Below are 24,844 nucleotides of genomic sequence, written 5' to 3'. Positions count from 1 at the left end.
GGTTCGGATTGGGATTTGGATTCGGGTTCGGGTTCGGATTGGGATTCGGGTTCGGATTTGGCGTTGGTGTCGTACCCCCGTCGATGGCGCTGCCGTCGACCTTGACAACGAGCTCCTTCTTATCGCTCGTGACCCCCATCTTTGCCGTGCGATGTCCCGAGACGCCCTCGTAGACGGTCATCGTCGTCGCGCCGTCAGTCTCGATCTGCGCATTCTCCGTGCGCAGAAGGCGCAGGCGATTTGCCGTCGAACTGCCCGGCAGATATGCCGCGAGCGTTGTGCCGTTGAGGTTGGTGTTGGCATTCGAGGTCACACGCAGCATCGTATCATTTGCGGTCATGCCTGCAGGCACGTAGAACGCAAGCCGCTGAAAATCCGCAATGCTCTTGGCTGTGATCCCCTTGGTCTCGCGCACGATGAGTGCGTTTTTTTCCTGTGTCACATTTGCCGCCGTAGCCACGCCGCCGTGGAGGTGTGCCGCGCTGAGATCGGGAGCCCCTGAGATCTCGACGATGTTGCCCCGCACGACTGCCGTCGTATGCGCAGCGGCATTCGTCCACGCACGTCCGCCGTAGATGGAACCCATGTAGGTGCCGCCGCGCAGATACACCTCATTGCTCTCTGCTGCAGCGGCTGCTGTGCCGCGCGTCGCCTGTGCGTAGCTGTCGCCGCCGAAGATATCCTTTTTGAAGGTTCCGCCGTTCAGCGTGACGATATTCCCGCTTGCGACAGCCTGTGCCTCGGTGTCGAGCACATTTGCATTTGCCTTGCCGCCCCGGATCTCCTCCCATGGAGCACTCACGGGGCTGAGTGTGATGCGGTTCGCGTGTGCCGTCGCTGCGACCGTGCGCAGCTCGCCCGATGCACCTGCATTTCCGCCCGTGACCTCGCGCCCGTCGTCAAAGCTGCCGGCCGTGACGGTGATCGTGTTTTCCTCCGCTGTTGCCGTCGCCCCTCTGGTCGTATGCTGTGCATAGGCAGCACCGCCGGTGAGCTCACTGTTGATCGCCCCCGAGGCGTTCTCGATGCGGATGCTGTTGCGCGCCGTGATGGCTGTCGCCGCATTCGAGCGTGCATATGCCGTACCGTTGCCCGCCGCCATGCCCCCCGACAGCCGCGTGCCTGTGAGCGTGATCGTGTTGCCCTCAACAAGCGTTTCTGCCGTGCCGTGCAGCGCGTCGGCATAGGCTCTGCCTGCAAGCGCGCCGTACGTGAGCGTGCCGCCATTTGCCGTGATGTGATTGTTCACTGCGCTGATGTGCACCGTGCCCGCCCCGTTCGTCGTGAGCGAAGCACGCGCGGCGGTCACGTGATATGCTGCGCCGCCGTTGTTGATCGTCACCGTGTTCCCGTTCGCCTCAGCCGTAAAGGATGGGGCGTCAAGAGCGCCGACCTGCTCGATGCTCGCAGCGTTCAGATCACCGTTTTGCGTGCCGTGCGTTCCGATCACGATGGCGTTCTCATTCGCCGTGTAGGACACTGCACCGCCGCTCGTACGCGTTACATGAATCTCCGCGCCGAAGACATTACCGAGCGTCCCCTTGGTGAGCGTAATCCGATTCCTGTTCGCCGTGATTGTGGTCGGGTCTGCCGCATTTGTGAAGCGCTGATAGCTGATGCTCGCACCCTTTGTAGCGGTAAAGTCGTATGCGCTGCTCTGCACATCGATGCTGTTGCCGCTCGCGGACAGCTCGCTGTCCCCGTCCTGATGATCCATGCGGACAGCGTTCATGCGCCAAGTCTGTTGGTCGTCCGTAATCGTGTAATGGTGATTGTCCTCGACAATCGGCGCCGCATCTGCTGTCACTCCTCCGAGCGCCAGCCCTGCTGCGATCAGCGCGCCAAGACGCATCTGTCCCCTGCGATTCATAGCATTGACTCCTTTCAACGTGCCTGTTCTAATGAGAATATATCCATCCCATTGATAACATAGCCAATCGTATACGTAAATGGGGCAAACGTAGGGGATGAGGCGGGACTCATTCCGTTTGGCTGCTGCATTATGGCAGTTATATTAGGTGGGAGCAGAGTCCTATCATTTCGTGGGGACGCGCATGCCTTGCCCTGCCTGTTTTCTGCGCTTTCTTAAAATTTCCGCATACAAATAGGACTGTAGTGCGACACTGCGCGTTACAGTCCTATTTTGACGCATTATATGTTGTTGAGGGAAGATGATGTTTTACTGAAGGGAGGTGAGCGCCGTCTTAGCCGTGCGTGTGCAGCCTGTCAGAAGGTACCCGCCGCGTCGTATGCAGGGGCGATGACGACCGTGCCCGTGCGGTCGATAAAGCCCCACTTGTCGCCGATCTTTGCCGGAGCAAGTCCCGATGCAAAGTCACCGAGCACCGTGATTGTGCTCGGGACGAGGAAGGGGACGCGCCCCGTCTTGTCGATGAAGAAGGTCTTTCCTCCCTTGGAGACGACAGCGAGATCCTCGTGGAAGTCATGCGCCTCCTCGTAGGCAGGCGCGATTGCGATCTGGCCGTCGCGCCCGACAAAGCCCCACTTGTCGCCGTCCTTCACCGCCGCCATGTCCTCGGAGAAGCGGTGCATTTCGTTGTATTTCGGTTCGACGATGTATGCGCCCTTTTCGTTCACGCAGCCCCATTTGCCCTTGACGACAACGAGTGCCATGCCGTCCGCAAAGGTGGAGTTGTAGTTGTTCTTTGGTGATATAATCTCCGTGCCCGTGTGGTCGATGTACCCGCGCTTGATCTTCGGATCGGTATATAGATCCGTACCAAGTGAGAGGAAGCCCGAGGCAAAGGCGGCAACGCCGATGGCGGCGCCGAGGAAGTTGGTCGTTTTTGCTTTACGATGTACCTCTGCCGTGCCGCTGCGGAAGGGCAGAACACTCTCATAGCGCGCATCGAATTGTTTTGCGCCGGTCTTGTCGATGAAGATCCAGTTCTTTTTGCTCTGCACGCCCGCGAGACCCTCGCTGAATCCGCCCGCAACATCGCGAAACTGCGGCGCGATGACCATTGTCCCGCTTTTGTCGATGAATCCCCATTTCCCTTTGATCGCCACTGCCGCAAGCCCCTCGCTGAAGCTCATGGCGAGTGCATATTGGGGGGCAATCACCTCTGTACCGTCCATGTTGATGAAGCCGACGCGTCCCTTGTTGTCTTCAACGCTCGCAAGTCCCTCGGAGAAGACGCCGATGTTCTGATAGGATTTCTCTGTCAGGCGTGTCCCGTCTGCACGGTAGAATGTCCATGACTTGTCCTTTGCCTGTACGAGAGAAATGCCATGCAGGGCAGGGACGATGTCGCGCTGCTGGCGTGGGAGGAAGACGTTGCCCTCCATGTCGTAGCAGTCCCATGTTCCGTTCGTGTTCTGTACGACAATGTCGCTTTCTTCAAACGGCTCGATGCTCTTGTACATCACGGGGACGATGAGCTTGCCCGTATCGCGGAAAACGCCCCATTTTTTGCCTTGGCGCACAGAGATATAGCCCGATGTATAGGGAGTGAGCTCATCGTACTCCGGCGGAATGACGAACTCTCCTGCGGTGTTGATTGCACCCCATTTTTTGCCCTGCTGTACGAACGAGAGCGGTGTGGTGCTCGTGGTTGGCTCTGTCTTTTGCTTGTCCAGCAGAACCTCTACGCTGCTGTAGAACGCGTTGCGGATCGGTTCCTTTGCCGCCTCGCCCACGGTGCTTGTGAGCAGGAAGCCTGCCGCTGTAAATGCTGCGATGGAACGGAGCAGCCTGTGTTTTGTACGTAACATGATGCGCCTCATCTCCTTTGCAATGAACACTCCTATGTGCACAGCATACCGCATTTTCCTGTGCAATACAATCTTTATTCAGCAGTTCCCGCGATGAACATGATGCAGATGGCGGTGTGCGATCTCTATGAGGCGGTCGATGGTCGAGATCGGCGTGGGCGGTGTCGTCATCCTGTGGCGCGGGAAATAGCGGCTGATGTGCAGGGGGATCTCAGGCGAGAGGGTGGAAAGCCAGTGCGCTTCCTCGTCCATGTCCTCGGTGCTGTCGTTCATCGTGGGGACGACGAGGGTCGTCACCTCGACGTGCACGCCGTGGGCGACGGCGCGTACGATCGTCCCCTTGACCGCCTCCAGATCGCCGCCGAGCCGCCGATAGGTGTCCGTGTGCCATGCCTTCAGATCTATGTTCATCGCATCGACGTGCGGCAGGAGGCGCGCGAGCGGTTCCGCGCAGATCATGCCGTTCGTGACGAGGACGACCTTTAGCCCTACCGCATGCAGGAGGGGCGCCGTGTCCATGATATACTCGTAGCTCAGAAGCGGCTCGTTGTAGGTAAAGGCAACGCCGAGATTGCCCGGCGGGCGACGGCTGAGATCCTCTGCAAGCGCGGCGAGCTGCGCGGGGGACACGTTCTCCGTCTCAATCGAGGCGTCCGCCATTGCGATGGAGGCGTTCTGGCAGAAGGGACAGGCAAGGTTGCAGCCGAAGCTGCCGACCGAGAGGATGAAGCCGCCGGGGTGAAAGTGATACAGCGGCTTCTTCTCGATCGGGTCGAGTGCGAGCGAGGTCACGCGGCCATAGTTCTTCGGGCGGATGGTGCCGCCAATGTTCGCGCGTGCACGGCAGAAGCCCGTCTCGCCCGCGCCGAGGCGGCAGGCATGGGGGCAGAGGCGGCAGGTCACTAGGGCGGCGTTCATTTCAGACGTGCCGCGTCACTTCAAAGCGCCAGATACGGATGGCGGCGTCCTCGGGGATGCCGCCCTTTTTGCGTGCAATGCGCAGCTGCTCCTCCACCGTGTCGACGCCCGCGAGATCGGGCAGGAGCAGCCCCTTGCGCCCGCGTGACTCGACAATGACGCCGTATCTCTTCGGGTCGAGATCGTCCGCACTGTCCACGAGCTCCGGCTCCGTCAGCACATCGACGGAGTAGACGAGCTCGTCCAGCTCGTCTGCGCGCACGGGCGGGAAGCGTGGGTCGCGCAGAGCGGCGGAGGCGGCGTTCTTTATGATCTCCTCCGCGATATTCTTCGCCGTAGGCTCGAATGTCCCGATGCAGCCGCGCAGTTCCCCGTCCTTCTTGAGCGAGACGAAGACCCCCGCGCGCTCTGCCATCTCGGACGGGAGTCCCTGCGGGCGCATAGCGGGTTCACCCGTACGGACAATGGTCTCAATCGCGTGCCGTGCGAGTTGCACATAGTCATCCTCAGCGGCACGCCGTTCCTCGCGTGCACGCTTCTCGAGGATCTCATAGCGCTCGGCAAAGCTGCGGCGCACATCTTCGCGCGTCACCTTGCAGGAGACAACGCCATAGCCGACGCCGAACGGCCCCTGATAGGAGAGCTTCTTGATCTTGAGCGCCTTCGCATCGAGTGCACCCGCCATCATCCAGAACGAGCGCAGACCGCACTCTGCCGCCGCTTGATAGAGCGCGGGGTCTATGCGCAGTAGCTTTAGGAAGTCGCCCTCCTCGAGGTACTTCATGCACGCCTTGTCAAATCGCGGCCCCTCGGGCGCAAAGCCGTAGGGTCCCTCGGGCGTCAGCTTGTGCGAGAGGTCTCCGCTCGCGATGAAGACGGCGCAGCGTCCGAGCGTTTCGACCGCGCGCGCAATGCATTTGCCGAAGTTGTAGTGTGCCAACGGTGACAGTCCCGAGATGCCGACGCGCAGGAGGCGAAAGTCGCGCGTATATGCGTGCAGGAAGTGCAGGGGGATCATGACCCCATGATCGAGCGCGGCATTTCGCCCGCCGACGGGTCCTGCCTCGATGCCCTCTGCTGCAGCCACGGACGCAAGCTCCTTTGCGAGCACGCTGTCATAGCGTGCTGTCACCGCGACCTCGGGCGCACCGAATTGGCCGAAGCTGCCCGATGCCTCCTCGCCCGGTGCGATGTGGAAGTAGTCGGCGTACATGACCGTGTGCGGGCTCACGACGATGATCGTATCGGGGGCAAAATCCGCTGCCTCCTTCATCGCACGCTCGTAGGCATTTACCGTCAGCTGAATCTTCTTCTCCTCGCCCCGCCCGACCTCGGGGATGATGAGCGGCGGATGGGGGACGACATAGGCTGCAAGGATCGACATAGGACAACCTCCTTACGGAATTCTATATGTCTATTGATTCGCCACATGATGAAAAAGCCCTTCATGATTTTAATATGAGAGAGGATTTTGCGTTTTGTTGTCGAAAAAATCAAAGAGATTTTAACATCTGCAAGGAGGATGAGAATGATGGGGAAGAGAATTGTCGGGCTGGTGGCTGTGCTCGTACTGGCGTTTTCGGCAGTTACTATGGCTGCGGGCGCGAACCAGATCAATCGGGACGATCATGTCCTGCAGTATAATGAGATCGCGCTCGGCGGCATCATGGTCGGGATGAAGCGCGCACAGGTCGAGGCGATCTACGGTGCGCCGACCGAGCGCACGGAGCCGGCGAAGAGCGCGGCACTCGATGAGATGATGGATCGCTATACGTACGGCACGTCGTTTCAGGTTACATTTGTCGGCGATACGGTCATGTATATCAATACGAGTGCGCACAACGGGATTGCAACGCCCGCGGGCGTGACGGTTGGCGACCCGGCCGACAAGATCACCCGCACGTACGGCAAGCCGCAGCGCTATACGCGCTATGAGAGCGGCGAGGAGAGCTTCGTCTACGGCGATCCGTACAATATTCACATCGGATTCAGTGTGGAGAAAGGCCGCATCACGCGCATCGGCATTGTCGGGTACGAATAATCGTGCATATGCGGACACAGCCTACATTCCGTCCGATTATGGACAGTATGTAGGCTGTTTTATGTGAAGAATTCACTGCCAGAGGATGGCAATGACGAGAGCGGGGAAGAAGTTCGCGACGCGGATGTGCGGCAGACCGAGGAGGTTCGTGCCGACGCAGAAGATGAGGATGTTGCCGATGTAGCTGAGATTCGCGAGTGCTGCGGGTGTTATGATGGGCTCGATCGCGCCGGCCACGAGGAAGATCGCGCCCTGAAAGAGTCCGACCGAGACCGCCGAGAAGATGCAGCCGCGCCCGAGCCCCAAGAGCCCCCGAGCACGATAACGATGACGTTTGTAATAATTCCGATGCCCGGCATATTGCGCCCCTCCGTTTCAGTTCATTGAAGGGTTCATTATACTTTATTTTGGCGTATATGTAAAATGGAAATCAGCAGATTCATGTATACATGGACATTTCATCCTTTATCATGGTAAAATACCCGCATATTTTCATTTTTAGAGAAAATGAAAATGAATTAATTAGGGGGTATGGACATGGAATCATTTCTTCCCATGCTGAACGCCATTGACTCGTTTCTCTGGGGCGTTCCGCTCATCACGCTGCTCGTGGGGACGGGCATCCTCCTCACCGTTCGCCTCTCGCTGATCCAGGTGGTCCACCTGCCGCGTGCGCTCGGGCTGATCCTCAAGGCAAAGAATCGCGGTGCGGGCGATATCTCGAGCTTCAAGGCGCTCTGCGTGGCGCTCGCCGCGACGATCGGCACGGGCAACATCGTCGGCGTTGCAACGGCGGTGAAGGTCGGCGGCCCAGGCGCAATCTTCTGGATGTGGATGGCGGCGTTCTTCGGCATGGCGACGAAGTACGCAGAGGGACTGCTCGCCGTGAAGTACCGCACGACGGACGAGCGCGGCGAGATCGCGGGCGGCCCGATGTACTACATTCGGCGCGGCATGGGGGAGAAATACCGTCCAATGGCGGGCTTCTTCGCGGCGGCGACAGTGCTCGTGGCGTTCTTCGGCATCGGCACGTTTCCGCAGGTCAACGCCATTGTCGACTCCGTGGAGCTGTCCTTCGGCGTGCCGCGCATCGTGACCGATCTCGCGCTCACGGCACTCATCGCGGCGATCACGATTGGCGGGCTGCGCAGCATCGCCGAGGTCGCCTCGCGCATCATCCCCTTTATGGCGGTGCTCTACATCGTGATCTGCGCGGGGATCATCCTCATGCACATCGGTGAGATCCCTGCGGCAATCGCGCTCATCCTCGACAGCGCGTTCACGGGCACGGCGGCGGCGGGCGGATTCGCGGGCTCGACCGTCATGATGGCGATGCAGAACGGCATTGCGCGCGGCGTCTTCTCGAACGAGTCGGGTCTCGGCTCCGCGCCGATTGCGGCGGCGGCGGCAAAGACAAAGGAGCCCGCCGAGCAGGGGCTGATCTCCATGACAGGTACATTTATTGATACGATTATCATCTGCTCGATGACGGGGCTTGTGCTTGTCCTCACGGGCGCATGGCACGGCGACACTGCCGGCGCGGCGATGACGGGCGCGGCGTTCTCGAGCCTCTACAGTAGCGTCGGCGGCGCACTCCTCACCATCTCGCTCGCGCTCTTTGCGTTCACCACCATCCTCGGCTGGAACTACTACGGCGAGCGCGCCGTGCTTTATCTGGCGGGCGTGCGCGCCATCCTGCCGTATCGTCTCGTCTTCATCGCGCTCATTGCGTGCGGCGCATTCCTGAAGCTCGAGGCGATCTGGGTGCTCGCCGACATTGTGAACGGGCTCATGGCAATCCCGAACCTCATCGCACTCATCGCCCTCTCTGGGATCGTCGTCCACGAGACGCGCCACTATCTCGAGAAGGTGCGGCGCGGGGCGCGGATGCGGAAATAAATACCACACTCTCCTTTTTCCTGTTTGCAGCAAGTATTTCTTATGGAAAGAAATTTTGCAGACAAGAGAAAGGAGAATTTTTATGCGAAATTATCTGCCGCGCGTGGATTGGATGGTCGGGACGGGACTCGTCATCGTTGCGATCCTCTCCGTCTTCTATGGGAGTGCGGAGCTGACGAGCAATATTGCCTCGGGACTCATCGGCTTCCTTGGGCGCACGGTCATGATGCGGGGTGAAAAGGAGGGGACGCGATGAGCGCCGTCCTCCCCCGCTCTGCCATGCACCGCGTCACCTGCACCGAACTGCGTGAACTCGCTGCGGCGTACCGTCCCGCCCTGATGTACGCCGCCGCGCGGTGCGCGCGTGAGACGAAGCTGTACCTCCACTGGACGGCGGGGCACTACGGGCAGTTCTTTGCGGACTACCATGTGCAGATCGATGCGGATGGCGGCATCTATGTGATTGGCGCGGGCGCACTTGACGAACTGCTTGCTGCGACCTATCTGCGCAACAGCGGGAGCGTGAGCATCGCCCTGCTCGCGGCGTACGGTGCAACCACCGACGATCTTGGGACGGAGCCGCCGACCGCCGCACAGATCGAGTCGATGGCACAGGCAACGGCGGCGCTCGCGGACGGCCTCTGGCTCACCATCGACAAGGCGCGCATTCTAACCCACGGCGAGGCGGCGGACAACGAGGACGGCGTGCGCGCCCACGCACCCTACGGGCCGCGCAGTACCTGCGAGCGTTGGGATCTGGAGTACCTCGGCACAGAGGAGAGCCCCGTGTTCGACCCGTGGGCGACGAATGGCTCACGTGGCGGCGATGTCCTGCGCGGGAAAGCGCAGTATTATCGGGCACAGGGTATTTTCTAAGAAAAAAGACTGGCAGATGCCGGTCTTTTTTCATGCGCTGTCATTCCTCTGCCAAAAACCAGAAGCGACGCCCAAGCCCCACAGTGCATCACGCAGACTATATCTGCCTTCATGGATCAGCCCCGTTTTACGCTAAAGAATATGAAATTATTTGGAAAAGCTCCGCAATGGGTTTATAATGAAGATGGATTATTTTAGGGAAGCACCGATAAATTCTGCAGCAGTTTGACGGACTCCATTTTATCAGTGATTCCCTAGCAGTCTTTTTGGGAGGGACATCCAATGAATTCATTCCTAGAGGAGCAGTTTGAACGGCAGTTCCGACTGCAGGAGCACCAGACCTCCGTCAGTACGGAGATCATCGCGGGTCTCACGACGTTTGCGACGATGGGCTATGTGCTCGCTGTCGTGCCGCACATGATGGGCGAGGCGGGCGTTCCCGAGGGAGCGATGCTCACCGGCATGGTGCTGATGATCTTCCTCACGTCGATGGCGATGGGACTCTACACGAACCGCCCCTTTGCGCTCGCGCCCGGCATGGGCAGCGTTGCGATCTTCTCGATCACCATGGTGCAGCTTCAAAATGTGCCGATCGGCGTCGCGAGTGCCATCGTCTTTCTGAGTGGTTTGCTGTTCATCATCGTCACGGTGCTCGGCATTCGTAAGGTTATTGTCATGACGATCCCGCGCGGTATCAAGATCTCGATCAGCGCGGGCGTCGGCATCTTCCTCGCCGTGATCGGCATGCGCAATGCAAAGCTGCTCGCCGTCAACGCAAAGAAGGTTGCGCTCTCGTTCGGCGATCTCACGCAGCCCGTCGTCATCCTTGCTGCGATCACCTTCGTCATCCTCCTCGTGCTCACGGCACGTAAGGTGCGCGGCGCGGCACTCATCAGCATCCTCGCGGGGACGGTCATCGGCATCCCGATGGGGCTCACGAAGATCCCCGAGAGCATCTTTCGCATGCCGGACAGCATTGCGCCGATCTTCTTCAATTTTGACCTTGTCGGCGCACTTGACCTTCAGTATCTGCCGTTCCTCTTTGCGTTCTTCCTGCCGGATTTCTTCTCGAGCTTCGGCACGGCGATCGGCATCGGCGGCAAGGCGGGCTTCCTCGACAAGAATGGCGACCTGCCCGACATCGACAAGGTCTTCCACGTCGACTCCATCGCCGCGACGGTCGGCTCCTTCTTCACCATCCCGGTGCTCATCACCTACCTCGAGTCCGGCGCGGGCGTGGAGGCGGGTGGACGTACGGGGCTGACGGCATGCACGACAGCGGCAGCCTTTCTCCTCATCCTCGCGGTGACCCCGCTCGCGCTCATGATCCCGGCGGCGGCGACTGCACCCGTCCTCATCTACGTCGGGGTCAGCATGATGGCGGGTATGCGCAACCTCGACTACACGGACATTGCCGAGTACATCCCGGCGTTCCTCTGCATCGCCTTTACCGCGTACACGTTCAACATTGCGAACGGCATCTCCGTCGCGTTCATCGCGTTCGTCCTCATGAAGCTCGCCGCTGGGCGCATGCATGAGCTGCACAAGGGGCACTATCTGCTCGCGCTCCTCCTCGCATACTACTTCTACGCCATTGCGGGCGTGAAATAGGGGGTCGCCATGAACATCGACGTACTTCTGACGAACGGTCAGGTCTACAACAGCTATCTCAAAAAGTTCGTCGCGGGAAACATTGCGGTCAGCGGCGACCGCTTTGCCTATGTCGGCACCGATGCGCTGCCGATCGCGCCGCAGCGTACGATCGATCTTGCGGGGCAGTATGTGATCCCGGGACTGATCGACTGTCATATGCACATTGAGAGTACGATGTGCGCTCCACGTACATTTATGAACGGCGCTGCACGCAACGGCGTGACAACACTCATTGCCGAGCCGCATGAGATTGCAAACGTCTTCGGCCTTGCGGGCATCCGCGCGCTGATGCAGACGACGCAGAACGGCCCCTGCGACGTTCGGATCGCCATCCCCTCGTCTGTCCCGTCGACGAATGAGACGCTCGAGACCGCCGGCGCTGCGATCGAGAACGATGATGTCGAGGCGCTCATGCACATGGAGCAGGTCATCTGCCTCGGCGAGGTCATGGACTGCCGCGCGGTGCTCGCGGACGCGCATTCCAAGACGAACCGCCTGATCCGGCAGATCCAGCACGGGCGGCCGGATTTCTCCATCGAGGGGCACTGTCCGCGCTTCGTCGGATGGGAGCTCGCGCAGCTCCTCTATCGCGGCATCCGTTCGGATCATACGGATCAGTCGATGGAGGGGCTCGCCGCGCGTGCCGCGAATGGAATGTTCATCCAGCTGCAGGAAAAGACGCTGAAGAAGGAGTTCCTCGACTACCTCATGGAGAACCGCCTGTCGGGGCGCTTTGCCCTCGTTACGGACGACACAATGCCGGACGATTTCGTGCGGCGCGGACAGCTCAACCATCTCGTGCAGCGGAGCATCGAGCTCGGCCTCGCGCCGGAGGAGGCGATCTATGCGGCGACCTATGCGCCCGCGCAGCACATGGGACTCCGGGACAAGGGCGCCATCGCGCCCGGGCGCATCGCTGACTTTGTCGTGCTCTCCGACCTGCGAGCCTTTGCCATCGAGAGCGTCTGGCACGCGGGGGCGCAGGTCTTTGCACGCGGCGAGGCGTGGGAGGAGCCGGAGCGCGATACGTCGTTCCCGGCGCATTTCTATCACAGCGTTCATCTGTCGCCGCGCACGGCCGAGGATTTCGTCCTGCGTGCGCCGATCAGAGAGGGGACGGTGCTCTGCCGCATCCTCGCGGTGCAGGAGCATACGACCTTTGTCGCGGAGGGGCGGGCAGAGCTGCCCGTGCGCGGCGGCGTGATCGACTGGGAGAGCAGCCCCTACAACCTTGCCTGTGTCTTTGAACGGCACGGCAAAAATGGCGGCTGCGGCATGGCGCTCATCGGCGGGACGGCGCTCACCTGCGGTGCGGCGGCGACCACCTACGCGCATGACAGTCACAATCTGCTCGTCCTCGGGCAGACGGCGGCGGATATGCAGACGGCGGCCAATACCGTCATCGAGGCGCAGGGCGGATTCGTCGCGGTGCGAGACGGCCATGTGGAGGCATTTGCCCCGCTGCCGATCGCGGGCATCCTCTCCGATCGTCCGCTGCCCGTCCTCGGTGAACAGATCGCCGGCGTCCGCCGCGCCCTCACGGACTGCGGCTATCGCCACGACAACGTCATCATGTCCCTGAGCACCCTCTCCCTGCCCGTCAGCCCGTATTTCAAACTGACTGACAAGGGGATCATCGACGTGAAAAAAGGCGCCGTCGCGCCGCTGATTTTGGAGACGAGGGGCTGACGTTGACCGCCTCCGGCGATCGCCGCTTCTGCGTGTCCCGTGTACAGGCTCCGCATTGGCGGGAAACGCTAATCTGCCGTTATCCAAGCACAGCCCCCTGCATAGGCAGGCGGGCTGTTTTCGATTGGAAGAACAAATTGATAAAACTGTGCGGAAGGGCTATAATGCAGTCGCTTGTCACGAGGAGGGAAGGATTTTATGGACAGCAGCAGGAGGAGCATCTCGTTGCTCGTTATTCTGAGCGCATTTATGGCGTTTGCCTCGCTCTGGCTGCTCGTGGACGGACTCACGGGGCACTTGGGCTCTGGGGTATCGCCCTTCCAATGCTGATCGTTTTCAGCACGAACGGAATCATTGCGGCGTGCTCCAACGCAGCTGCGCTCTCGTGCGTCCCCGACGAGGTGACAGGCTCGGCGGAGGCGCTCATCGGCGCGCTCCAATACGGCAGCGGCACGATCTCCTCCGTCCTCCTCGCCATCTTCTCCGACAGGACGCCCGCGGAATGTGCATCATCATCGCCGCATTCGTCCTGTGCGCGGCGGCAATGGCATATCTCTCGGAGGCAGATGGCGCATCTCAGCGGAGGGTGAAGAATTTTCATTCAACAACAAAAATTAGGAGCAAGTCTTAACGAAACTCGCATCCCCATCGAATACATTTCCCATGTAGGGGTGCTATTATGGCCATGTAACGGGAAGAGATTTCTCCAATCGCGAAAAGGATGTGAGTCACATGATGAATACAAAGATGATGAAGAAAACAGCTGTTGCTGCCCTCGTCGGTGTGCTCGGCTATGGTGCTGTCGGTGCGGCAGAGGTCTCCGCAAGCGCACTGAATGCGCCGCAGCGCGTCACGCAGACGGCGTTCACCACGGCGGACGGCAACGCAGACATGCAGCAGCTTGCATGGGGCGGCAAGCGCAAGAAGAAGGGCGGCAAGAAGTACTCGCAGGGCAGTGTCAATACTGCGATCATCGCGGGTGCCGTCGTTGGCGCGATCATTGCGAAGAATACCTAATATCTCCATATGATAAAACCCCCGCTTCGGCTGAAGCGGGGGTTTTATGTTAGAACCAGCTGCAGAACTGATCGAGCTGTCTTCTGATTTCAGACCAATCCTGCCCAAGATCGAGCGTTTTCACGCTGATTCGGCTGCCTGCAATCATCATATCCTCATTCGGCGTGATCGCTTCGTCGGTCATGGCATAGAGCAGGACGCCTGCGACATTTCCTGTTCGATGGGTGTCACAGTTCTTCACATAGGCATAGATCTGATAGAGATTGTGAGAGATAAATGTTGTGCTCGTGTATTTTTCATTTGTCTGCATGGTATGGCAATAATATTTTGTGTCGATAATTAGTCGCTTGCCATTCTTCTCCAGAGAAACATCCGTTTTCATCGCAGGCAGATATCTACTGGGCGTGGTGGTGTCCCACTTGACATGCATGGCGCTGACCCTCAGATCCGTATGCTCTGCCCTATAGTAGTTCCGCACGAAGCGCTCATAGATCCAGTGCATTGCCTTGGCTGAAAAATAATTTGCGAGGCGATGCGTCCCCTTCTCTGTCGTGAGCAGCAAGTCTTCGATGACGAGCTGACAGATGCCGAGCAGCAGACGATATGAGGCGTTGTTGCAATGGTATTTCAGCGCAGTCCAATGGATGGCGGCAGGTGCGATCTCATGAACCTCTGCGAAATAGAGAAGCAGCTTGCGGAGCATTTGCTTGCGTACGGCATTTACGCTACCATGCCGCAGCAGGAGAAGCATGGTTGTCTTCAGGATGCGGTTATGCGGCGTATCCGTGACGAATTCGTCGTAGGCACATACGAGTCTGCCCTGCGGCAGAGTCTGCTGCCGCAGGGTCTCAGAGATGAGAATTTGCCCCCGTACACCTGCAATACCTCCTTCCTGCCGCAGATAATCACGGTGCAGACCTCGCTTGATCTGTATGGGGATACCGTACACGAGGATTGCCGCAAGCAGGTCATGTATGTGCTCGAAATCCTCGGCAGCAAGCGTATCCCAGTCATCCTTGCGCAGAGCCTCGAATGCATAGGCGAGCATATGGTAGATGTTGCGAATCGTGTGGTTATCAGACATCTAGGGCACTCCTCAGTTCCCCGACCCAATTATTGAGCTTGTCCGGTGCATCAAAATAGTATTCCTGCAACAGCAGGATCAGTTCGTGCTCAACAACCGAGGACAGCCATGCATCATCAATGGGGGCATCCGTGCAGAAATAGCTGTGCCCAATGCGGAAGCCATCGCCGAGCGCCGAGTCATTGCTGATCTCCTGATTCAGTGCGATGACCTTGTCGATCAGTGCGTTGTATTTCTTATTGTTAATCGCGCTTTTCATCTGTTTGAATCCATCGGAGTCAAATGCCGGTGCCATATCATAGAAGGCAAAGCGGCGGCGCAGGGCATAGTCGATCAGGGCGAGACTGCGGTCGGCGGTGTTCATCATACCGATGATGTGGACGTTATCCGGCACGCAGAACTGCTCATCGTTGTAGAGCAGGCGGAGCGAATTTGATGCACCGCGCTTGTCCGCCTCGATTAGCATGAGCAGCTCACCGAAGATCTTGCTGAGGTTGCCGCGGTTGATCTCGTCAATGATGAAGAAATAGGGACGCTCGTTGTCTTCCTCTGCTTTCTTGCAGAAATCATAAAAAGGTCCGCATTTTTGTTTGAAGCCACCAGTCTCATTCGGGCGATAGCCCATGATGAAATCCTCATAGCTGTAGCTCTGGTGAAACTGGATCATTTTCACGCGGCGTTTATCCATTTCGCCCATGATGGCGTATGCCAGCCGCTTTGCGGCAAAGGTCTTACCGACACCCGGCGCCCCCTGAAGGATGATATTTTTCTTGCGGTGGAGCAGAGCTTTCAGCGTTTCAAAGGCATCCTCGCTCATATAGACCTCGCGAAGGAAATCTGCTTTGGTGTAAGCAGGGAATTTGCCAACGGGTTCATCGTCTCGCTCTAAATCAACTGCTTCGCCAAGTACGAGCGATTCCAGCTCCTCGACGTACGTGGTGTATGGTGTAATATCGGTCAGTGTCTTGGTTACTGCCTCCCCTGGATGCGCCCATTCCCCTTTATGTGTCCAATCTACATTGTGGATATGTTTGTACTCGCCGCGCGTTTTGTCATAGACATAGCCCGATATAACGATGCCGCGTCCAATCAAGGCCTTTTTCCCTCGTTTGGCGAATACAACATCGCCGACTTTGAGGACGTTTGCGAACTGCCATACGGCATGACCGTCATTTATATAGGATTTGTCAGGGTTGTACTTGTCTCTCATAGCTGTTTTCATATCCTCTTTTGAGGTGTACTGCGAAAGATCACCAAGCTCGTCCCAACCAATCCCCATAATTTTATCTGCGTAGAATTCCTGCCAGTGCCGCGCCTTCTCGCCGGGAGAATAGATCCAATAACGACGGGCGCTATTCGTCACAGATGGCTGTCCCCCTGTAGTCAGCTTCGGCGTATTTTCCATGTCTGTCATATGGAACCCCTTTCTCTCCATCGTAGCAATTCTACAGATATGATTCTTCGAATATTCAAAAATTCCTTTTATGAAGGAGTCTCTCTTCCTTTTGTCGAATGATTATCACATGGATGGGTATGTGTCGCTGTGCGCCCTTGACATTCCAGTGATTTAGGAAATCGGGGCATGGAAAGACCATGTACGGGTAAATGGAGGAAAACATCATGCGCAAAGCAATCGTTGTTGTAGATATGCAGAATGACTTTATCGACGGGGCACTCGGAACGAGGGAGGCGCAGGAGATGCTGCCGCGTATGGTCGCAAAGCTCAGTGCCGCGCGTGCGGAGGGGACGGCGCTCATCTTCACCATGGATACGCACGGCGCGGACTACCGCACGACGCAGGAGGGGAAGAAGCTGCCCGTGGAGCACTGCATCCGCGACACAGCGGGCTGGGAGATCGCGCCCGCATTGCAGCCCTTCGTGTGTGAGGCTGCAGCCGTTATCGAGAAGCCCACCTTCGGCGCAACCACACTGCCCGCCGCCCTCGCGGACTACGACAAGATCGAACTCGTCGGTCTCTGCACGGACATTTGCGTCATCTCCAACGCCCTCCTCGTGAAGGCATTCTACCCCGAGAAGCCCGTCTCCGTCGACGCCTCCTGCTGCGCGGGCGTCACGCCTGAGAGTCACGCGAATGCGCTCGCGGCGATGAAGATGTGTCAGGTAGAGATTCACGCCTCATGATGAAATTGGCTGCTTAGAAAATTGGATAAAAATAAGGCGCATATCCTCAAAGAGTAGAGCCAGGGGCTCGAGCAGATCTTGGCGCAGACCGATGAAGTGCGATATGCGCGTGAACAATGCCATGCGTGGCGCGAGATCTCGGACTATATGGAGGTGATTCTGGCAGGCGGTGGGCACCAAAGCCTGTTTACGAACTCTTCATCTATCTATTCCGTTACGCCGCTTCCCTCTCCTCCTCCATCTCGCTCAAAAATGGCGGCTGTGCCTCCATCAGTGTGACGATGCGGTCGGGGAGTTTGTACTGGATGCCGCCGCCCGCGCGGCCGAACCACGGGGCGATCTTGCCCTTCTCGACGCCGTCGATGCTGCGCTCGACGATGTAGACGTGGAAGTCGCCCTCGTTCGTCGTGCTCGGCGGCAAGCTCCGCGATGAATTCATCGGTCGGCGGGGCGAAGTTATAGTACATCTGCCAGAATGCAGGCTGTTTCTGCTCGCGCATTTCTGCGGCGGCAGCAATTTGCCCGAGGGAGGGCGTGGTGTCCGTACTGATCTGTGGTGCGACTAGCATGGTGAGGGCGAAGAGTGCGGCGCTGACGGCGCGTAGGATGGTGCGGCGCATTTGCCCTCCTGCGTCACGCGATGTCATAGGGAGGAGGCGGTCAATGAGTTTCATGAAAATGCTCCTTTCTGGAAATTCTCATAATTTAATACCTACATCATATAGTAGAATGCGAAAAAATACAATACGAAAGACCTTCTTATCAAAACAATCCATTTATGTTATTCTTTTTGTAGAAATATATATTCAAACTCATCGTATAAGGAGATATTATCATGGCATTTTGTGAAAACTGCGGGAATCAGCTCGGCGCGGGAGAGCAGTTCTGTACCAACTGCGGCACGCAGCCCTCCCCCGTGCGACACGGGGGAGGGGGACCGCGTGAGCGGTGGTAGGGGCGCTTTGAGCACCCAGCACGAAAAAATACAAGAAAGTGATGTTGCACGAATCAAAATGACTTTCGTGTAACATCACTTTTCTTATGCCATCAATCGCAGCACCTCTGCAATATCCGAGTCGATCACGATGCTTTGCGCGGCGATCTCAGGCGGTACATATCCCATGCCTAGATTCACCGTGGCGAATGTCACATCCGTACGCTCTGCCGTCATGCGCCAGAACGGATACTTGATGATGCCGGGCGTATTCATCCCAACGCCGAGCTCGAGGAGGAGCGTCCGCTTCCCCTCCGTGTGCGTGAGATAGTCCGTGTAGCGCGCAGCCGCAGCATCCCAGCCCGCATCCTCGACAAAGCTCGCGTCCGCGCGCAGATTCGTCGTCATCTCTGCGCCGTCGTCGGGACAGTACGGGATGAGCGCCGTCGGGATCTCCATCGCGGGCGCGCCGTCCGTCGGCAGAAGCAGCGTTCCATCCTCATCGAACGTGAACCCCTGCGCCGCGAGCATGGCGCGCACCATTTCCTCGTTATCGTAGGTCTTCCGCGCAGAAGCCCCATGCGGTGTACTGCTCTGAAAGAGGCCGAAATCGCCCTGCGTATAGAAGAGCCGCTCCTTCTCAAAACCCACCCGCTGAAAGGCGTGATCGACGTTCGTCGTCAGTACGAAGTAGTCCCGCCCTGCGACCAGATGCAGGAGATTCCCATACACATCACCCGGCAGCGGTGCATAGCGGTTGATATAGATGCTCCTACTCCACCACGCCCAGAACATCTCACGCGTTGGGAATGGATAGAAACCGCCGCTGTAGATATCCTCGATACCGAAGCGCGCGTGAAAATCCGAAAAGTATTTCAGAAAACGTGCCCCTGCATAGTCATATCCTGCTGCCGTTGATAGTCCCGCCCCCGCGCCGATCAGGATGCACTCGGCAGATGCGAGGGCATTTTTTAGTTTTGCAATGGATTCGTTCATCGTAAAAGTCTTTCGTAGATCGCGCGATCCTCGTCCTTGAACACGTTGAAAATGACGCGCTCGATGCTGTCATTTTCGCGCAGGAAGGCACGCACCTCACGCACGGCGATCTCTGCCGCCGCCGCATTCGGGAAGTGGAACTCGCCCGTGGAGATGCAGCAGAATGCAACGGATCTCAGCCCGTGCTCCGCCGCAAGGGAGAGACAGGAGCAGTAGCAGGAGGCGAGCAGCGCCCGATCCTCATCCGTCAGCGCGCCCGCGACGATGGAGCCGACCGTGTGGAGAACGTGGCGCGCGGGGAGGTTGTAGCCCGCCGTGAGCTGCGCCCTGCCTGTCTCCTCGGGATGTCCCTGTCGCTCCATGAGCGCGGCACATTCCGCACGCAGCTGCAAGCCCGCCGCCGAGTGAATTGCGTTATCGATGCAGCGGTGACATGGGATGAAGCAGCCGAGGAGCGCAGAGTTCGCCGCGTTCACGATTGCATCTGCTGCAAGGCGCGTGATGTCGCCCTGCCAGAGGACAATGCGCGGGTCGGAGGGCACGGCGGGGAGCGTCATCACGTCCACCACGCCGCGCTCCTCCCGCTCCGCTGAGAGCAGTTCGTCCTGCAGGCGCAGGAACTCCTCTGAGATGGGGCGCGGCGGACGGACATTCATCAGCGCGCGCAGGAGACCCCGCTGCGCCGCATGATCCTCCCCCACCTGCACCGCCTGTGCGCGGTACTCCGGCATCTCATCGAGGAGTAGGGCGTTGAGTTTTTGAATACTCACGCTTGCACCAATGACACGCGCTCGCCCACATGAGCCCCGCTCTCGATCAGATCGACCATGCCGAGCGCGTAGTCCGCGTAACTGATAACGCTCTCGCCCGCGCCGCTCAGCGTCAGCTCCTCGCCGCCGAGGATGTACTTGCCCGTCTTTGCGCCGTCCGCCTGGAAATCCGCCGCAGGGCTGACAAAGACCCACTTTGCATCCGTGCGGGAACGCAGCGCCGCGAGCTCATCCGTCTGCGCCTTTGCGAGCGCGTAGAACTCTGCGGGGAACTCCGGCGTATCGAGCAGCTGCACCTTGTGCGCCGGATCGACATAGAGGCTGCCCGCACCACCCACGATGTAGAGGCGCGTTGCCGTCCCCGCCACGAGATCGGCGAGATGCTGACTCGTCTTCGTGTGCAGCGGCAGGGTATCGGGCATATATGCGCCGAATCCATCGACCACCACATCAAATCCCGCGAGATCCACCTTCGTCAGATCGAGGATGTCCTTCTGTACGAACTCCTTTGCAGCGCTCTTGTTCTCGCTGCGTGCAAATGCCGTCACCGCATGTCCGCGTGCGATAAGCTCCTCGATGATCGCACGGCTTGCCTTTCCATTTGCTGCTACAACTGCAATTTTCATTTTCCATACCTCCGTAAATATTTTGTAATTAACTTGATTACAAACGAAGTATAGCACAGAGAAAACAGAACGTCAATAGATACAATAATTTTTTTTTGAAAAATAATTAGCGCACGAAGCGCGACATTGAAAAATGAGGAAATCTATGTTATTATAGTAATCAAAGCAAAAATGGAAAATGATCCGCAGGGACGCGCAAGCCGCATTCTACCGCTGCGACTTTCCAAAACGGCGCAGCCCGCGCCAGACAAGGAATAGAGACAATCTGCCATGCGATTTTCCGTCTGGAGAACGCATTTTGGCAGCAAAAACAGCGCGAAAAACGGACGACTTTCCAAAATGGCTTCTCAGCCCACGTGGGACAAGGGCTGGGGACGACAGAGTCCCAACACATGTAATGCTGCGTGCGGCTTTGTCCAGATTGGTGTTAGGCACAAAAAAGCGTTGCACTTGCCTCTAAGCGAGCGTAACGCTTTTCGTATGCAGTTGATGTGACATCGCTTCTTGACGCAGATGCGCACAAATGATAGAATAGAGATACAAAAAGGGCACTGTCTAGCGGTCGCCCCCATTACAAGCGAGATTTCCCCGCCAGGGTTTGGTAGACGCAAGGCGGGGTTTTCTCATTTACCGTTTCTATGACAAGAAAATCCCCTTGATGCACACAGCGTCAAGGGGATTCTTCTATATGCGATTCTTCAAATATCAAGATTCCGCACAAGCCGTGCATTTTCCTCGATGAACTGGCGGCGCGGCTCGACCTTGTCACCCATGAGGATGGTGAAGAGTTCGTCCGCCGCCTCGGCATCCTCCGCGCCGACCTGCAGCATGGTGCGCCCCTCGGGGTTCATCGTCGTCTCCCAGAGCTGCTCGGGGTTCATCTCGCCGAGACCCTTGTAGCGCTGAATGGTGACGCCGTCCCGCCCGATCTCGTCGAGTTTCTTCGCCTGCTCCTCATCGGAGTAGGTGTAGAAATGCTTCTTTTCCTTGCGGATCTGATAGAGCGGCGGCTGCGCGATGTAGACGTGCCCGTGATCGACGAGCGGCTTCATATAGCGGTAGAAGAACGTGAGGAGCAGTGTGCGGATGTGTGCGCCGTCCACGTCCGCATCCGTCATGATGATGATCTTGCTGTAGCGGCGCTTCGCCAGGTCAAACTCCTCACCGATGCCCGTGCCGAACGCCGTGATCATCGTGCGGATCTCGGCGTTGGCAAAGATCTTATCAAGGCGTGCCTTTTCGACGTTCAAAATTTTTCCGCGCAGCGGCAGGATCGCCTGGAATCGGCGATCGCGTCCCTGCTTTGCAGAGCCGCCCGCAGAGTCGCCCTCGACGATGTAGATCTCGCACTGGTCAGGGTCTTTCACAGAGCAGTCAGCGAGCTTGCCGGGGAGGCTCGAGACCTCAAGTGCGTTCTTGCGGCGCGTGAGCTCGCGTGCCTTTCGCGCAGCCTCGCGCGCACGGGACGCCATGAGCGCCTTGTCGAGCACCCTCTTTGTGACGGCTGGGTTCTCCTCGAAGTACTCCATCAGCCCCTCTGTGACGATGGAGTCCACGATGCCGCGCACCTCGGAGTTGCCGAGCTTCGTCTTGGTCTGACCCTCGAACTGCGGCTCGCGCACCTTGAGGCTGATGACGCAGGTCAGACCCTCGCGCACATCCTCGCCCGAGAGGTTGCCGTCCTTATCCTTCAGCACGTTCAGCCGCCGCGCGAAGTCATTCGCCGCGCGCGTGAGGGCGATCTTGAAGCCCGCGAGGTGCGTGCCGCCCTCCTCGGTGTTGATGTTGTTGACGAAGCTGTAGATGTTCTCCTGATAGCTGTCGTTGTACTGCATCGCGATCTCGACGACCGTATCATCCTTTACGCCGTTGAAGTAGATCGGCTCCTCGTTGATCGTCTCCTTCTTGCGGTTCAGATGCGCAACGAACGAACGGATGCCGCCGTCGAAGTGGAAGGTCTCGCGGCGCTCCTCCTCCCCGCGCTCGTCGACGAGGGTGATCGTAATGCCGTGATTGAGGAACGCCAGCTCGCGCAGACGATGTTTCAGCGTCTCGAAGCTGTAAGTCGTGACGGTGAAAATCTCGGGGTCGGGGACGAAGTGGACGCGCGTCCCCGTGGTCTCGCAGGTGCCGATCGTATGCAGCTTCTTCTGCGTGACGCCGCGCGCAAAGGAGATGGCATGGATCTCTCCGTCACGGCGCACCTCGACATCCATCGTCGAGGAGAGTGCATTGACGACGGAGACGCCGACGCCGTGCAGACCGCCCGAGACCTTATAGCCGTCGCCGCCGAACTTGCCGCCTGCGTGGAGAACGGTGAGCACGACCTCGACGGCGGGCATGCCGCTCTCGTGCATGTCGACGGGGATGCCGCGCCCGTTGTCGGTGACGGTGATGCTGTTGTCCTTGTGGATGACGACCTCGACCGTGTCGCAGTAGCCCGCAAGCGCCTCGTCGATGGAGTTGTCGACAACCTCATAGACAAGGTGATGCAGTCCGCGCTCTGATGTCGATCCGATGTACATACCGGGACGCTTGCGCACCGCCTCGAGTCCCTCGAGCACCTGAATCTGCCCCGCGCCGTAGTCGGCATCAACGGCGGTCACCTCGTCGCCCATCTCCTCGGCGGAGATGGCGATGCCGGAGAGGTCAGGCATATCTGCCATCTCAGCGGCTTCCTTCGCCTCCTCCGGCGTAAGCGGACGTACCTCCGCCTGGTCCTCGTTTGCATTCAGGTCGATATTCTTTGCCATCATGTCCTCCTTGGGGGTCGCGATTCATCGGATAATTTATTTATTTTTATAATATCATATTGGTTTGATTGTAAGATAGAAAAACAATCAGAACGTAGTTTCGGAATATCCTGAGAAACTGTTTTCCAAACCTCCAAAAAATCTACCTTAGTATCATATCCATGGGCAAAAATATTGCGCTGTGCTTTGATTTGTTTCCATGGAATCTCTTTTGTATTCTCAAGAAAGTCTGTCGAAAAATGTTTTGCAAGTTCTCCAATGGATTGAAGATGCATAGAAACAGCACCGCGATAAATATGATTATCTAGGAAAATTTGGGATTCATTTCCAAAATAGGATACACTATCCAGAATTTCATCACAATGCCTCAAGATAATCTGTAGAATTTGTGCATCTTTCTCGCTGATGATCATAAAGAAGTATCTCATCCCTTTCCACATATTTCTTGAAAATTTTATACTCCTCAGGAATTCTCGTAATCAGATCGATTTCCTTCCCCAGAGCTTCTTCGAGGTCTGCATAAAGACCTCCGAGCCCAAACAACCCTATCCCCTGAGGAGGCTTTACATGAAGATCCACGTCGCTGTCCTCACGCGCCTCGCCGCGTGCATACGAGCCGAAGAGCCAGACTTTTTCGATCTTATATTGTTCACAAATAGGGCGGATTTTCGCACGGATTTCGTCGATGGTGAGAATCATGGGGATCGCCCCTTTCTGTAAATTATTTCTTTTTCGCCTTGCGCTTCTTCATCTCTTCCCAGAACTCACGAGTGGTGATGAGTTCGTTCCTGAGTTCCCAGAAGGTGCTTTGAATTTTTTTCGGCGTGACCTCTTCGGGTGGGAGTCCGCGATGGAGCATGGTGAGAAAGCGTGCGTTCTCGCTGTCCTGTGCGGTGTACTCGGTCTCGCCCGCGATCTGACGGACGAGGTCGGCGCGCTCGCTGCCGAGCATAAGGGCATCACAGGATGGGACGCGGCGCACGATATCGGCGAGCTTTGCCCACGGTTCACGTCGGAGGATGGCACGTACCTCGCGGCGCACGCTCCGCTCCTCTGCGCGCCGGCAGTCGAGGCAGACGCCCTGCACCATGCGTCCGCAAGAGGGACAGGAGGCGAACCCGCGCTGCTCCTTGAGGCGCTGTGCCTTGCGCGAGATCTGATAGGCACGCTGAATGCGCGTTGCGAGTTCGCCGTCACTGACCGTCTCCGCGAGCGCTCTACCGCGTGCAATCTCCTCATCTGTGAGTCCCGTCTGCACGACGGCGCGCGCATAGGCGGCAGGCGTCTCTGTATCCACCCCCTCCTCGCTCAGAATGGGTTCGGGGCGCGCAAAGCGGGCAAAGGCGATCTCCTTGACCATGCGCCCGCCCGCGTAGTTATTGACACGCTGGACGATCTCGGGCGCGCTCATGCGCATCTCGTTCTTCCATGTGGCGTCTGGTGTATAGAGGAAGAGTTTGTCGTCACGCACGGCGACAGCGCGGACGCGGCGCGCGATCATGTCGCCCATGATATCTGCCCAATGGGAGAGGGTGGTGTGCGTGATGTAGTCGCGCTCGAAGGCGGGGCCAAGGCGGTGGATGGCGGCGCGCACGTCTTCGCCCGTATCCGCTATGCCAAGTGTTGTGCGCATCGCTGTGCCTCCTATCAGATTGCCATATGTACTCCACGCAAACACTTAGTTACGCAAGCGGTCGGGCACTTATCTGCC

Annotated in this window: 25 protein-coding genes and 1 pseudogene; 11 read left to right on the top strand and 15 right to left on the bottom strand. The window is 58.1% G+C overall.

Annotated features, from left to right (window positions below):
* The 4 genes and pseudogenes from HMPREF9163_RS12440 to amrA form a co-directional block, all read right to left on the bottom strand.
* Nucleotides 1-1,870: pseudogene (locus tag HMPREF9163_RS12440) on the bottom strand (autotransporter domain-containing protein); the annotation flags it as partial.
* Between the two features lie 356 nt (nt 1,871-2,226).
* Complete coding sequence (locus HMPREF9163_RS05610; protein WP_037346400.1) at nt 2,227-3,735, bottom strand: WG repeat-containing protein; 1,509 nt, start codon at nt 3,733-3,735, stop codon at nt 2,227-2,229.
* 78 nt (nt 3,736-3,813) lie between these two features.
* Nucleotides 3,814-4,653 carry an AmmeMemoRadiSam system radical SAM enzyme gene (amrS, locus tag HMPREF9163_RS05605; protein WP_009440729.1) on the bottom strand — a complete coding sequence of 280 codons (840 nt, stop codon included), beginning with the start codon at nt 4,651-4,653 and terminating at the stop codon, nt 3,814-3,816.
* Between the two features lies 1 nt (nt 4,654).
* Nucleotides 4,655-6,037, bottom strand: coding sequence for an AmmeMemoRadiSam system protein A (gene amrA, locus HMPREF9163_RS05600; RefSeq protein WP_009440728.1), 1,383 nt, complete (start codon nt 6,035-6,037; stop codon nt 4,655-4,657).
* 144 nt (nt 6,038-6,181) lie between these two features.
* Between amrA and HMPREF9163_RS05595 the strand changes: the two genes are divergently transcribed.
* Nucleotides 6,182-6,694, top strand: a complete 513-nt coding sequence (locus tag HMPREF9163_RS05595) for a hypothetical protein (RefSeq protein WP_157049422.1) — start codon at nt 6,182-6,184, stop codon at nt 6,692-6,694.
* Nucleotides 6,695-6,766: 72 nt separating this feature from the next.
* Here the strand turns inward: HMPREF9163_RS05595 and HMPREF9163_RS05590 are convergent, their stop codons facing one another.
* Nucleotides 6,767-7,000 carry a DUF554 family protein gene (locus tag HMPREF9163_RS05590; protein ID WP_009440726.1) on the bottom strand — a complete coding sequence of 78 codons (234 nt, stop codon included), beginning with the start codon at nt 6,998-7,000 and terminating at the stop codon, nt 6,767-6,769.
* 231 nt (nt 7,001-7,231) lie between these two features.
* Here HMPREF9163_RS05590 and HMPREF9163_RS05585 point away from each other — a divergent pair, with 231 nt between their 5' ends.
* The 8 genes from HMPREF9163_RS05585 to HMPREF9163_RS05555 all read left to right on the top strand — a co-directional run bounded on the left by HMPREF9163_RS05585 (nt 7,232) and on the right by HMPREF9163_RS05555 (nt 13,828).
* Nucleotides 7,232-8,593 carry a sodium:alanine symporter family protein gene (locus tag HMPREF9163_RS05585; RefSeq protein WP_037346249.1) on the top strand — a complete coding sequence of 454 codons (1,362 nt, stop codon included), beginning with the start codon at nt 7,232-7,234 and terminating at the stop codon, nt 8,591-8,593.
* An 82-nt stretch (nt 8,594-8,675) separates the two neighbouring features.
* Nucleotides 8,676-8,849, top strand: coding sequence for a hypothetical protein (locus HMPREF9163_RS12185; RefSeq protein WP_009440724.1), 174 nt, complete (start codon nt 8,676-8,678; stop codon nt 8,847-8,849).
* Nucleotides 8,846-9,469, top strand: coding sequence for an N-acetylmuramoyl-L-alanine amidase (locus HMPREF9163_RS05575; RefSeq protein ID WP_009440723.1), 624 nt, complete (start codon nt 8,846-8,848; stop codon nt 9,467-9,469). Before HMPREF9163_RS12185 ends, HMPREF9163_RS05575 begins: the two co-directional genes overlap by 4 nt.
* Before the next feature lie 282 nt (nt 9,470-9,751).
* On the top strand, nt 9,752-11,080 hold the full coding sequence (locus HMPREF9163_RS05570; RefSeq protein WP_009440721.1) for an NCS2 family permease: 1,329 nt from the start codon (nt 9,752-9,754) through the stop codon (nt 11,078-11,080).
* 9 nt (nt 11,081-11,089) lie between these two features.
* Nucleotides 11,090-12,811 carry an adenine deaminase C-terminal domain-containing protein gene (locus HMPREF9163_RS05565; RefSeq protein WP_009440720.1) on the top strand — a complete coding sequence of 574 codons (1,722 nt, stop codon included), beginning with the start codon at nt 11,090-11,092 and terminating at the stop codon, nt 12,809-12,811.
* Between the two features lie 198 nt (nt 12,812-13,009).
* Entirely contained in the window at nt 13,010-13,141 is a 132-nt protein-coding gene (locus HMPREF9163_RS12660) for a hypothetical protein (protein WP_255351093.1), read from the top strand.
* Complete coding sequence (locus HMPREF9163_RS05560) at nt 13,135-13,401, top strand: hypothetical protein (protein ID WP_051038588.1); 267 nt, start codon at nt 13,135-13,137, stop codon at nt 13,399-13,401. Before HMPREF9163_RS12660 ends, HMPREF9163_RS05560 begins: the two co-directional genes overlap by 7 nt.
* 142 nt (nt 13,402-13,543) lie before the next feature.
* Complete coding sequence (locus HMPREF9163_RS05555; RefSeq protein ID WP_009440718.1) at nt 13,544-13,828, top strand: hypothetical protein; 285 nt, start codon at nt 13,544-13,546, stop codon at nt 13,826-13,828.
* Between the two features lie 49 nt (nt 13,829-13,877).
* Here HMPREF9163_RS05555 and mcrC read toward each other — a convergent pair whose 3' ends face one another.
* Both mcrC and HMPREF9163_RS05545 read right to left on the bottom strand, forming a co-directional pair.
* Nucleotides 13,878-14,912, bottom strand: a complete 1,035-nt coding sequence (gene mcrC / locus HMPREF9163_RS05550) for a 5-methylcytosine-specific restriction endonuclease system specificity protein McrC (protein ID WP_009440717.1) — start codon at nt 14,910-14,912, stop codon at nt 13,878-13,880.
* Nucleotides 14,905-16,326, bottom strand: coding sequence for an AAA family ATPase (locus HMPREF9163_RS05545; protein ID WP_198142773.1), 1,422 nt, complete (start codon nt 16,324-16,326; stop codon nt 14,905-14,907). The genes mcrC and HMPREF9163_RS05545 overlap by 8 nt, the downstream gene beginning before the upstream one ends.
* Nucleotides 16,327-16,532: 206 nt before the next feature.
* Here HMPREF9163_RS05545 and HMPREF9163_RS05540 point away from each other — a divergent pair, with 206 nt between their 5' ends.
* Nucleotides 16,533-17,054, top strand: coding sequence for a cysteine hydrolase family protein (locus tag HMPREF9163_RS05540; protein ID WP_037346394.1), 522 nt, complete (start codon nt 16,533-16,535; stop codon nt 17,052-17,054).
* Between the two features lie 214 nt (nt 17,055-17,268).
* Here HMPREF9163_RS05540 and HMPREF9163_RS12435 read toward each other — a convergent pair whose 3' ends face one another.
* The gene (locus tag HMPREF9163_RS12435; protein WP_051038585.1) at nt 17,269-17,475 is read right to left on the bottom strand and encodes a glycohydrolase toxin TNT-related protein; all 207 of its coding nucleotides are present in this window, start codon (nt 17,473-17,475) and stop codon (nt 17,269-17,271) included.
* Nucleotides 17,476-17,889: 414 nt separating this feature from the next.
* Here HMPREF9163_RS12435 and HMPREF9163_RS11985 point away from each other — a divergent pair, with 414 nt between their 5' ends.
* Nucleotides 17,890-18,009: a zinc-ribbon domain-containing protein gene (locus tag HMPREF9163_RS11985; protein ID WP_083475864.1), complete on the top strand. Its 120-nt coding sequence runs from the start codon at nt 17,890-17,892 to the stop codon at nt 18,007-18,009.
* 84 nt (nt 18,010-18,093) lie between these two features.
* On the opposite strand, the gene HMPREF9163_RS05530 is transcribed toward HMPREF9163_RS11985, so the two are convergent.
* The 7 genes from HMPREF9163_RS05530 to HMPREF9163_RS05505 all read right to left on the bottom strand — a co-directional run bounded on the left by HMPREF9163_RS05530 (nt 18,094) and on the right by HMPREF9163_RS05505 (nt 24,766).
* Entirely contained in the window at nt 18,094-18,984 is an 891-nt protein-coding gene (locus HMPREF9163_RS05530; protein ID WP_009440711.1) for a hypothetical protein, read from the bottom strand.
* Nucleotides 18,981-19,715, bottom strand: coding sequence for a protein-ADP-ribose hydrolase (locus tag HMPREF9163_RS05525; protein ID WP_051038595.1), 735 nt, complete (start codon nt 19,713-19,715; stop codon nt 18,981-18,983). The genes HMPREF9163_RS05530 and HMPREF9163_RS05525 overlap by 4 nt, the downstream gene beginning before the upstream one ends.
* Nucleotides 19,716-19,750: 35 nt before the next feature.
* The gene (locus HMPREF9163_RS05520; protein ID WP_009440709.1) at nt 19,751-20,380 is read right to left on the bottom strand and encodes an NAD(P)-dependent oxidoreductase; all 630 of its coding nucleotides are present in this window, start codon (nt 20,378-20,380) and stop codon (nt 19,751-19,753) included.
* Between the two features lie 698 nt (nt 20,381-21,078).
* Nucleotides 21,079-23,133 (bottom strand): DNA topoisomerase (ATP-hydrolyzing) subunit B, encoded by a 2,055-nt coding sequence (gene gyrB / locus HMPREF9163_RS05515; RefSeq protein ID WP_037346245.1) that lies wholly within the window; start codon nt 23,131-23,133, stop codon nt 21,079-21,081.
* A complete protein-coding gene (locus HMPREF9163_RS11725) occupies nt 23,133-23,546 on the bottom strand; it encodes a DUF86 domain-containing protein (protein ID WP_071606078.1) in 414 nt (137 codons plus the stop codon). Before HMPREF9163_RS11725 ends, gyrB begins: the two co-directional genes overlap by 1 nt.
* On the bottom strand, nt 23,491-23,832 hold the full coding sequence (locus tag HMPREF9163_RS05510) for a nucleotidyltransferase family protein (protein ID WP_009440705.1): 342 nt from the start codon (nt 23,830-23,832) through the stop codon (nt 23,491-23,493). Before HMPREF9163_RS05510 ends, HMPREF9163_RS11725 begins: the two co-directional genes overlap by 56 nt.
* Before the next feature lie 22 nt (nt 23,833-23,854).
* Nucleotides 23,855-24,766: a DUF721 domain-containing protein gene (locus HMPREF9163_RS05505; RefSeq protein WP_009440704.1), complete on the bottom strand. Its 912-nt coding sequence runs from the start codon at nt 24,764-24,766 to the stop codon at nt 23,855-23,857.
* Between the last annotated feature and the right edge of the window lie 78 nt (nt 24,767-24,844).

Origin of the sequence: Selenomonas sp. oral taxon 138 str. F0429 (genome assembly GCF_000318175.2) — a bacterium.
Taxonomy (GTDB): Bacteria; Bacillota; Negativicutes; order Selenomonadales; family Selenomonadaceae; genus Centipeda; species Centipeda timonae.
This window is presented reverse-complemented; position numbering and strand designations above follow the sequence as displayed.

Excerpts from the sequence above, each read along its gene's own strand:
- HMPREF9163_RS05610 (WP_037346400.1), bottom strand. The coding sequence starts at position 3,735 with ATGTTACGTACAAAACACAGGCTGCTCCGTTCCATCGCAGCATTTACA.
- amrS (WP_009440729.1), bottom strand. The coding sequence starts at position 4,653 with ATGAACGCCGCCCTAGTGACCTGCCGCCTCTGCCCCCATGCCTGCCGC.
- amrA (WP_009440728.1), bottom strand. The coding sequence starts at position 6,037 with ATGTCGATCCTTGCAGCCTATGTCGTCCCCCATCCGCCGCTCATCATC.
- HMPREF9163_RS05595 (WP_157049422.1), top strand. The coding sequence starts at position 6,182 with ATGATGGGGAAGAGAATTGTCGGGCTGGTGGCTGTGCTCGTACTGGCG.
- HMPREF9163_RS05585 (WP_037346249.1), top strand. The coding sequence starts at position 7,232 with ATGGAATCATTTCTTCCCATGCTGAACGCCATTGACTCGTTTCTCTGG.
- HMPREF9163_RS12185 (WP_009440724.1), top strand. The coding sequence starts at position 8,676 with ATGCGAAATTATCTGCCGCGCGTGGATTGGATGGTCGGGACGGGACTC.
- HMPREF9163_RS05575 (WP_009440723.1), top strand. The coding sequence starts at position 8,846 with ATGAGCGCCGTCCTCCCCCGCTCTGCCATGCACCGCGTCACCTGCACC.
- HMPREF9163_RS05570 (WP_009440721.1), top strand. The coding sequence starts at position 9,752 with ATGAATTCATTCCTAGAGGAGCAGTTTGAACGGCAGTTCCGACTGCAG.
- HMPREF9163_RS05565 (WP_009440720.1), top strand. The coding sequence starts at position 11,090 with ATGAACATCGACGTACTTCTGACGAACGGTCAGGTCTACAACAGCTAT.
- HMPREF9163_RS12660 (WP_255351093.1), top strand. The coding sequence starts at position 13,010 with ATGGACAGCAGCAGGAGGAGCATCTCGTTGCTCGTTATTCTGAGCGCA.
- HMPREF9163_RS05560 (WP_051038588.1), top strand. The coding sequence starts at position 13,135 with ATGCTGATCGTTTTCAGCACGAACGGAATCATTGCGGCGTGCTCCAAC.
- HMPREF9163_RS05555 (WP_009440718.1), top strand. The coding sequence starts at position 13,544 with ATGATGAATACAAAGATGATGAAGAAAACAGCTGTTGCTGCCCTCGTC.
- mcrC (WP_009440717.1), bottom strand. The coding sequence starts at position 14,912 with ATGTCTGATAACCACACGATTCGCAACATCTACCATATGCTCGCCTAT.
- HMPREF9163_RS05545 (WP_198142773.1), bottom strand. The coding sequence starts at position 16,326 with ATGACAGACATGGAAAATACGCCGAAGCTGACTACAGGGGGACAGCCA.
- HMPREF9163_RS05540 (WP_037346394.1), top strand. The coding sequence starts at position 16,533 with ATGCGCAAAGCAATCGTTGTTGTAGATATGCAGAATGACTTTATCGAC.
- HMPREF9163_RS11985 (WP_083475864.1), top strand. The coding sequence starts at position 17,890 with ATGGCATTTTGTGAAAACTGCGGGAATCAGCTCGGCGCGGGAGAGCAG.
- HMPREF9163_RS05530 (WP_009440711.1), bottom strand. The coding sequence starts at position 18,984 with ATGAACGAATCCATTGCAAAACTAAAAAATGCCCTCGCATCTGCCGAG.
- HMPREF9163_RS05525 (WP_051038595.1), bottom strand. The coding sequence starts at position 19,715 with ATGCCGGAGTACCGCGCACAGGCGGTGCAGGTGGGGGAGGATCATGCG.
- HMPREF9163_RS05520 (WP_009440709.1), bottom strand. The coding sequence starts at position 20,380 with ATGAAAATTGCAGTTGTAGCAGCAAATGGAAAGGCAAGCCGTGCGATC.
- gyrB (WP_037346245.1), bottom strand. The coding sequence starts at position 23,133 with ATGGCAAAGAATATCGACCTGAATGCAAACGAGGACCAGGCGGAGGTA.
- HMPREF9163_RS11725 (WP_071606078.1), bottom strand. The coding sequence starts at position 23,546 with ATGATCATCAGCGAGAAAGATGCACAAATTCTACAGATTATCTTGAGG.
- HMPREF9163_RS05510 (WP_009440705.1), bottom strand. The coding sequence starts at position 23,832 with ATGATTCTCACCATCGACGAAATCCGTGCGAAAATCCGCCCTATTTGT.
- HMPREF9163_RS05505 (WP_009440704.1), bottom strand. The coding sequence starts at position 24,766 with ATGCGCACAACACTTGGCATAGCGGATACGGGCGAAGACGTGCGCGCC.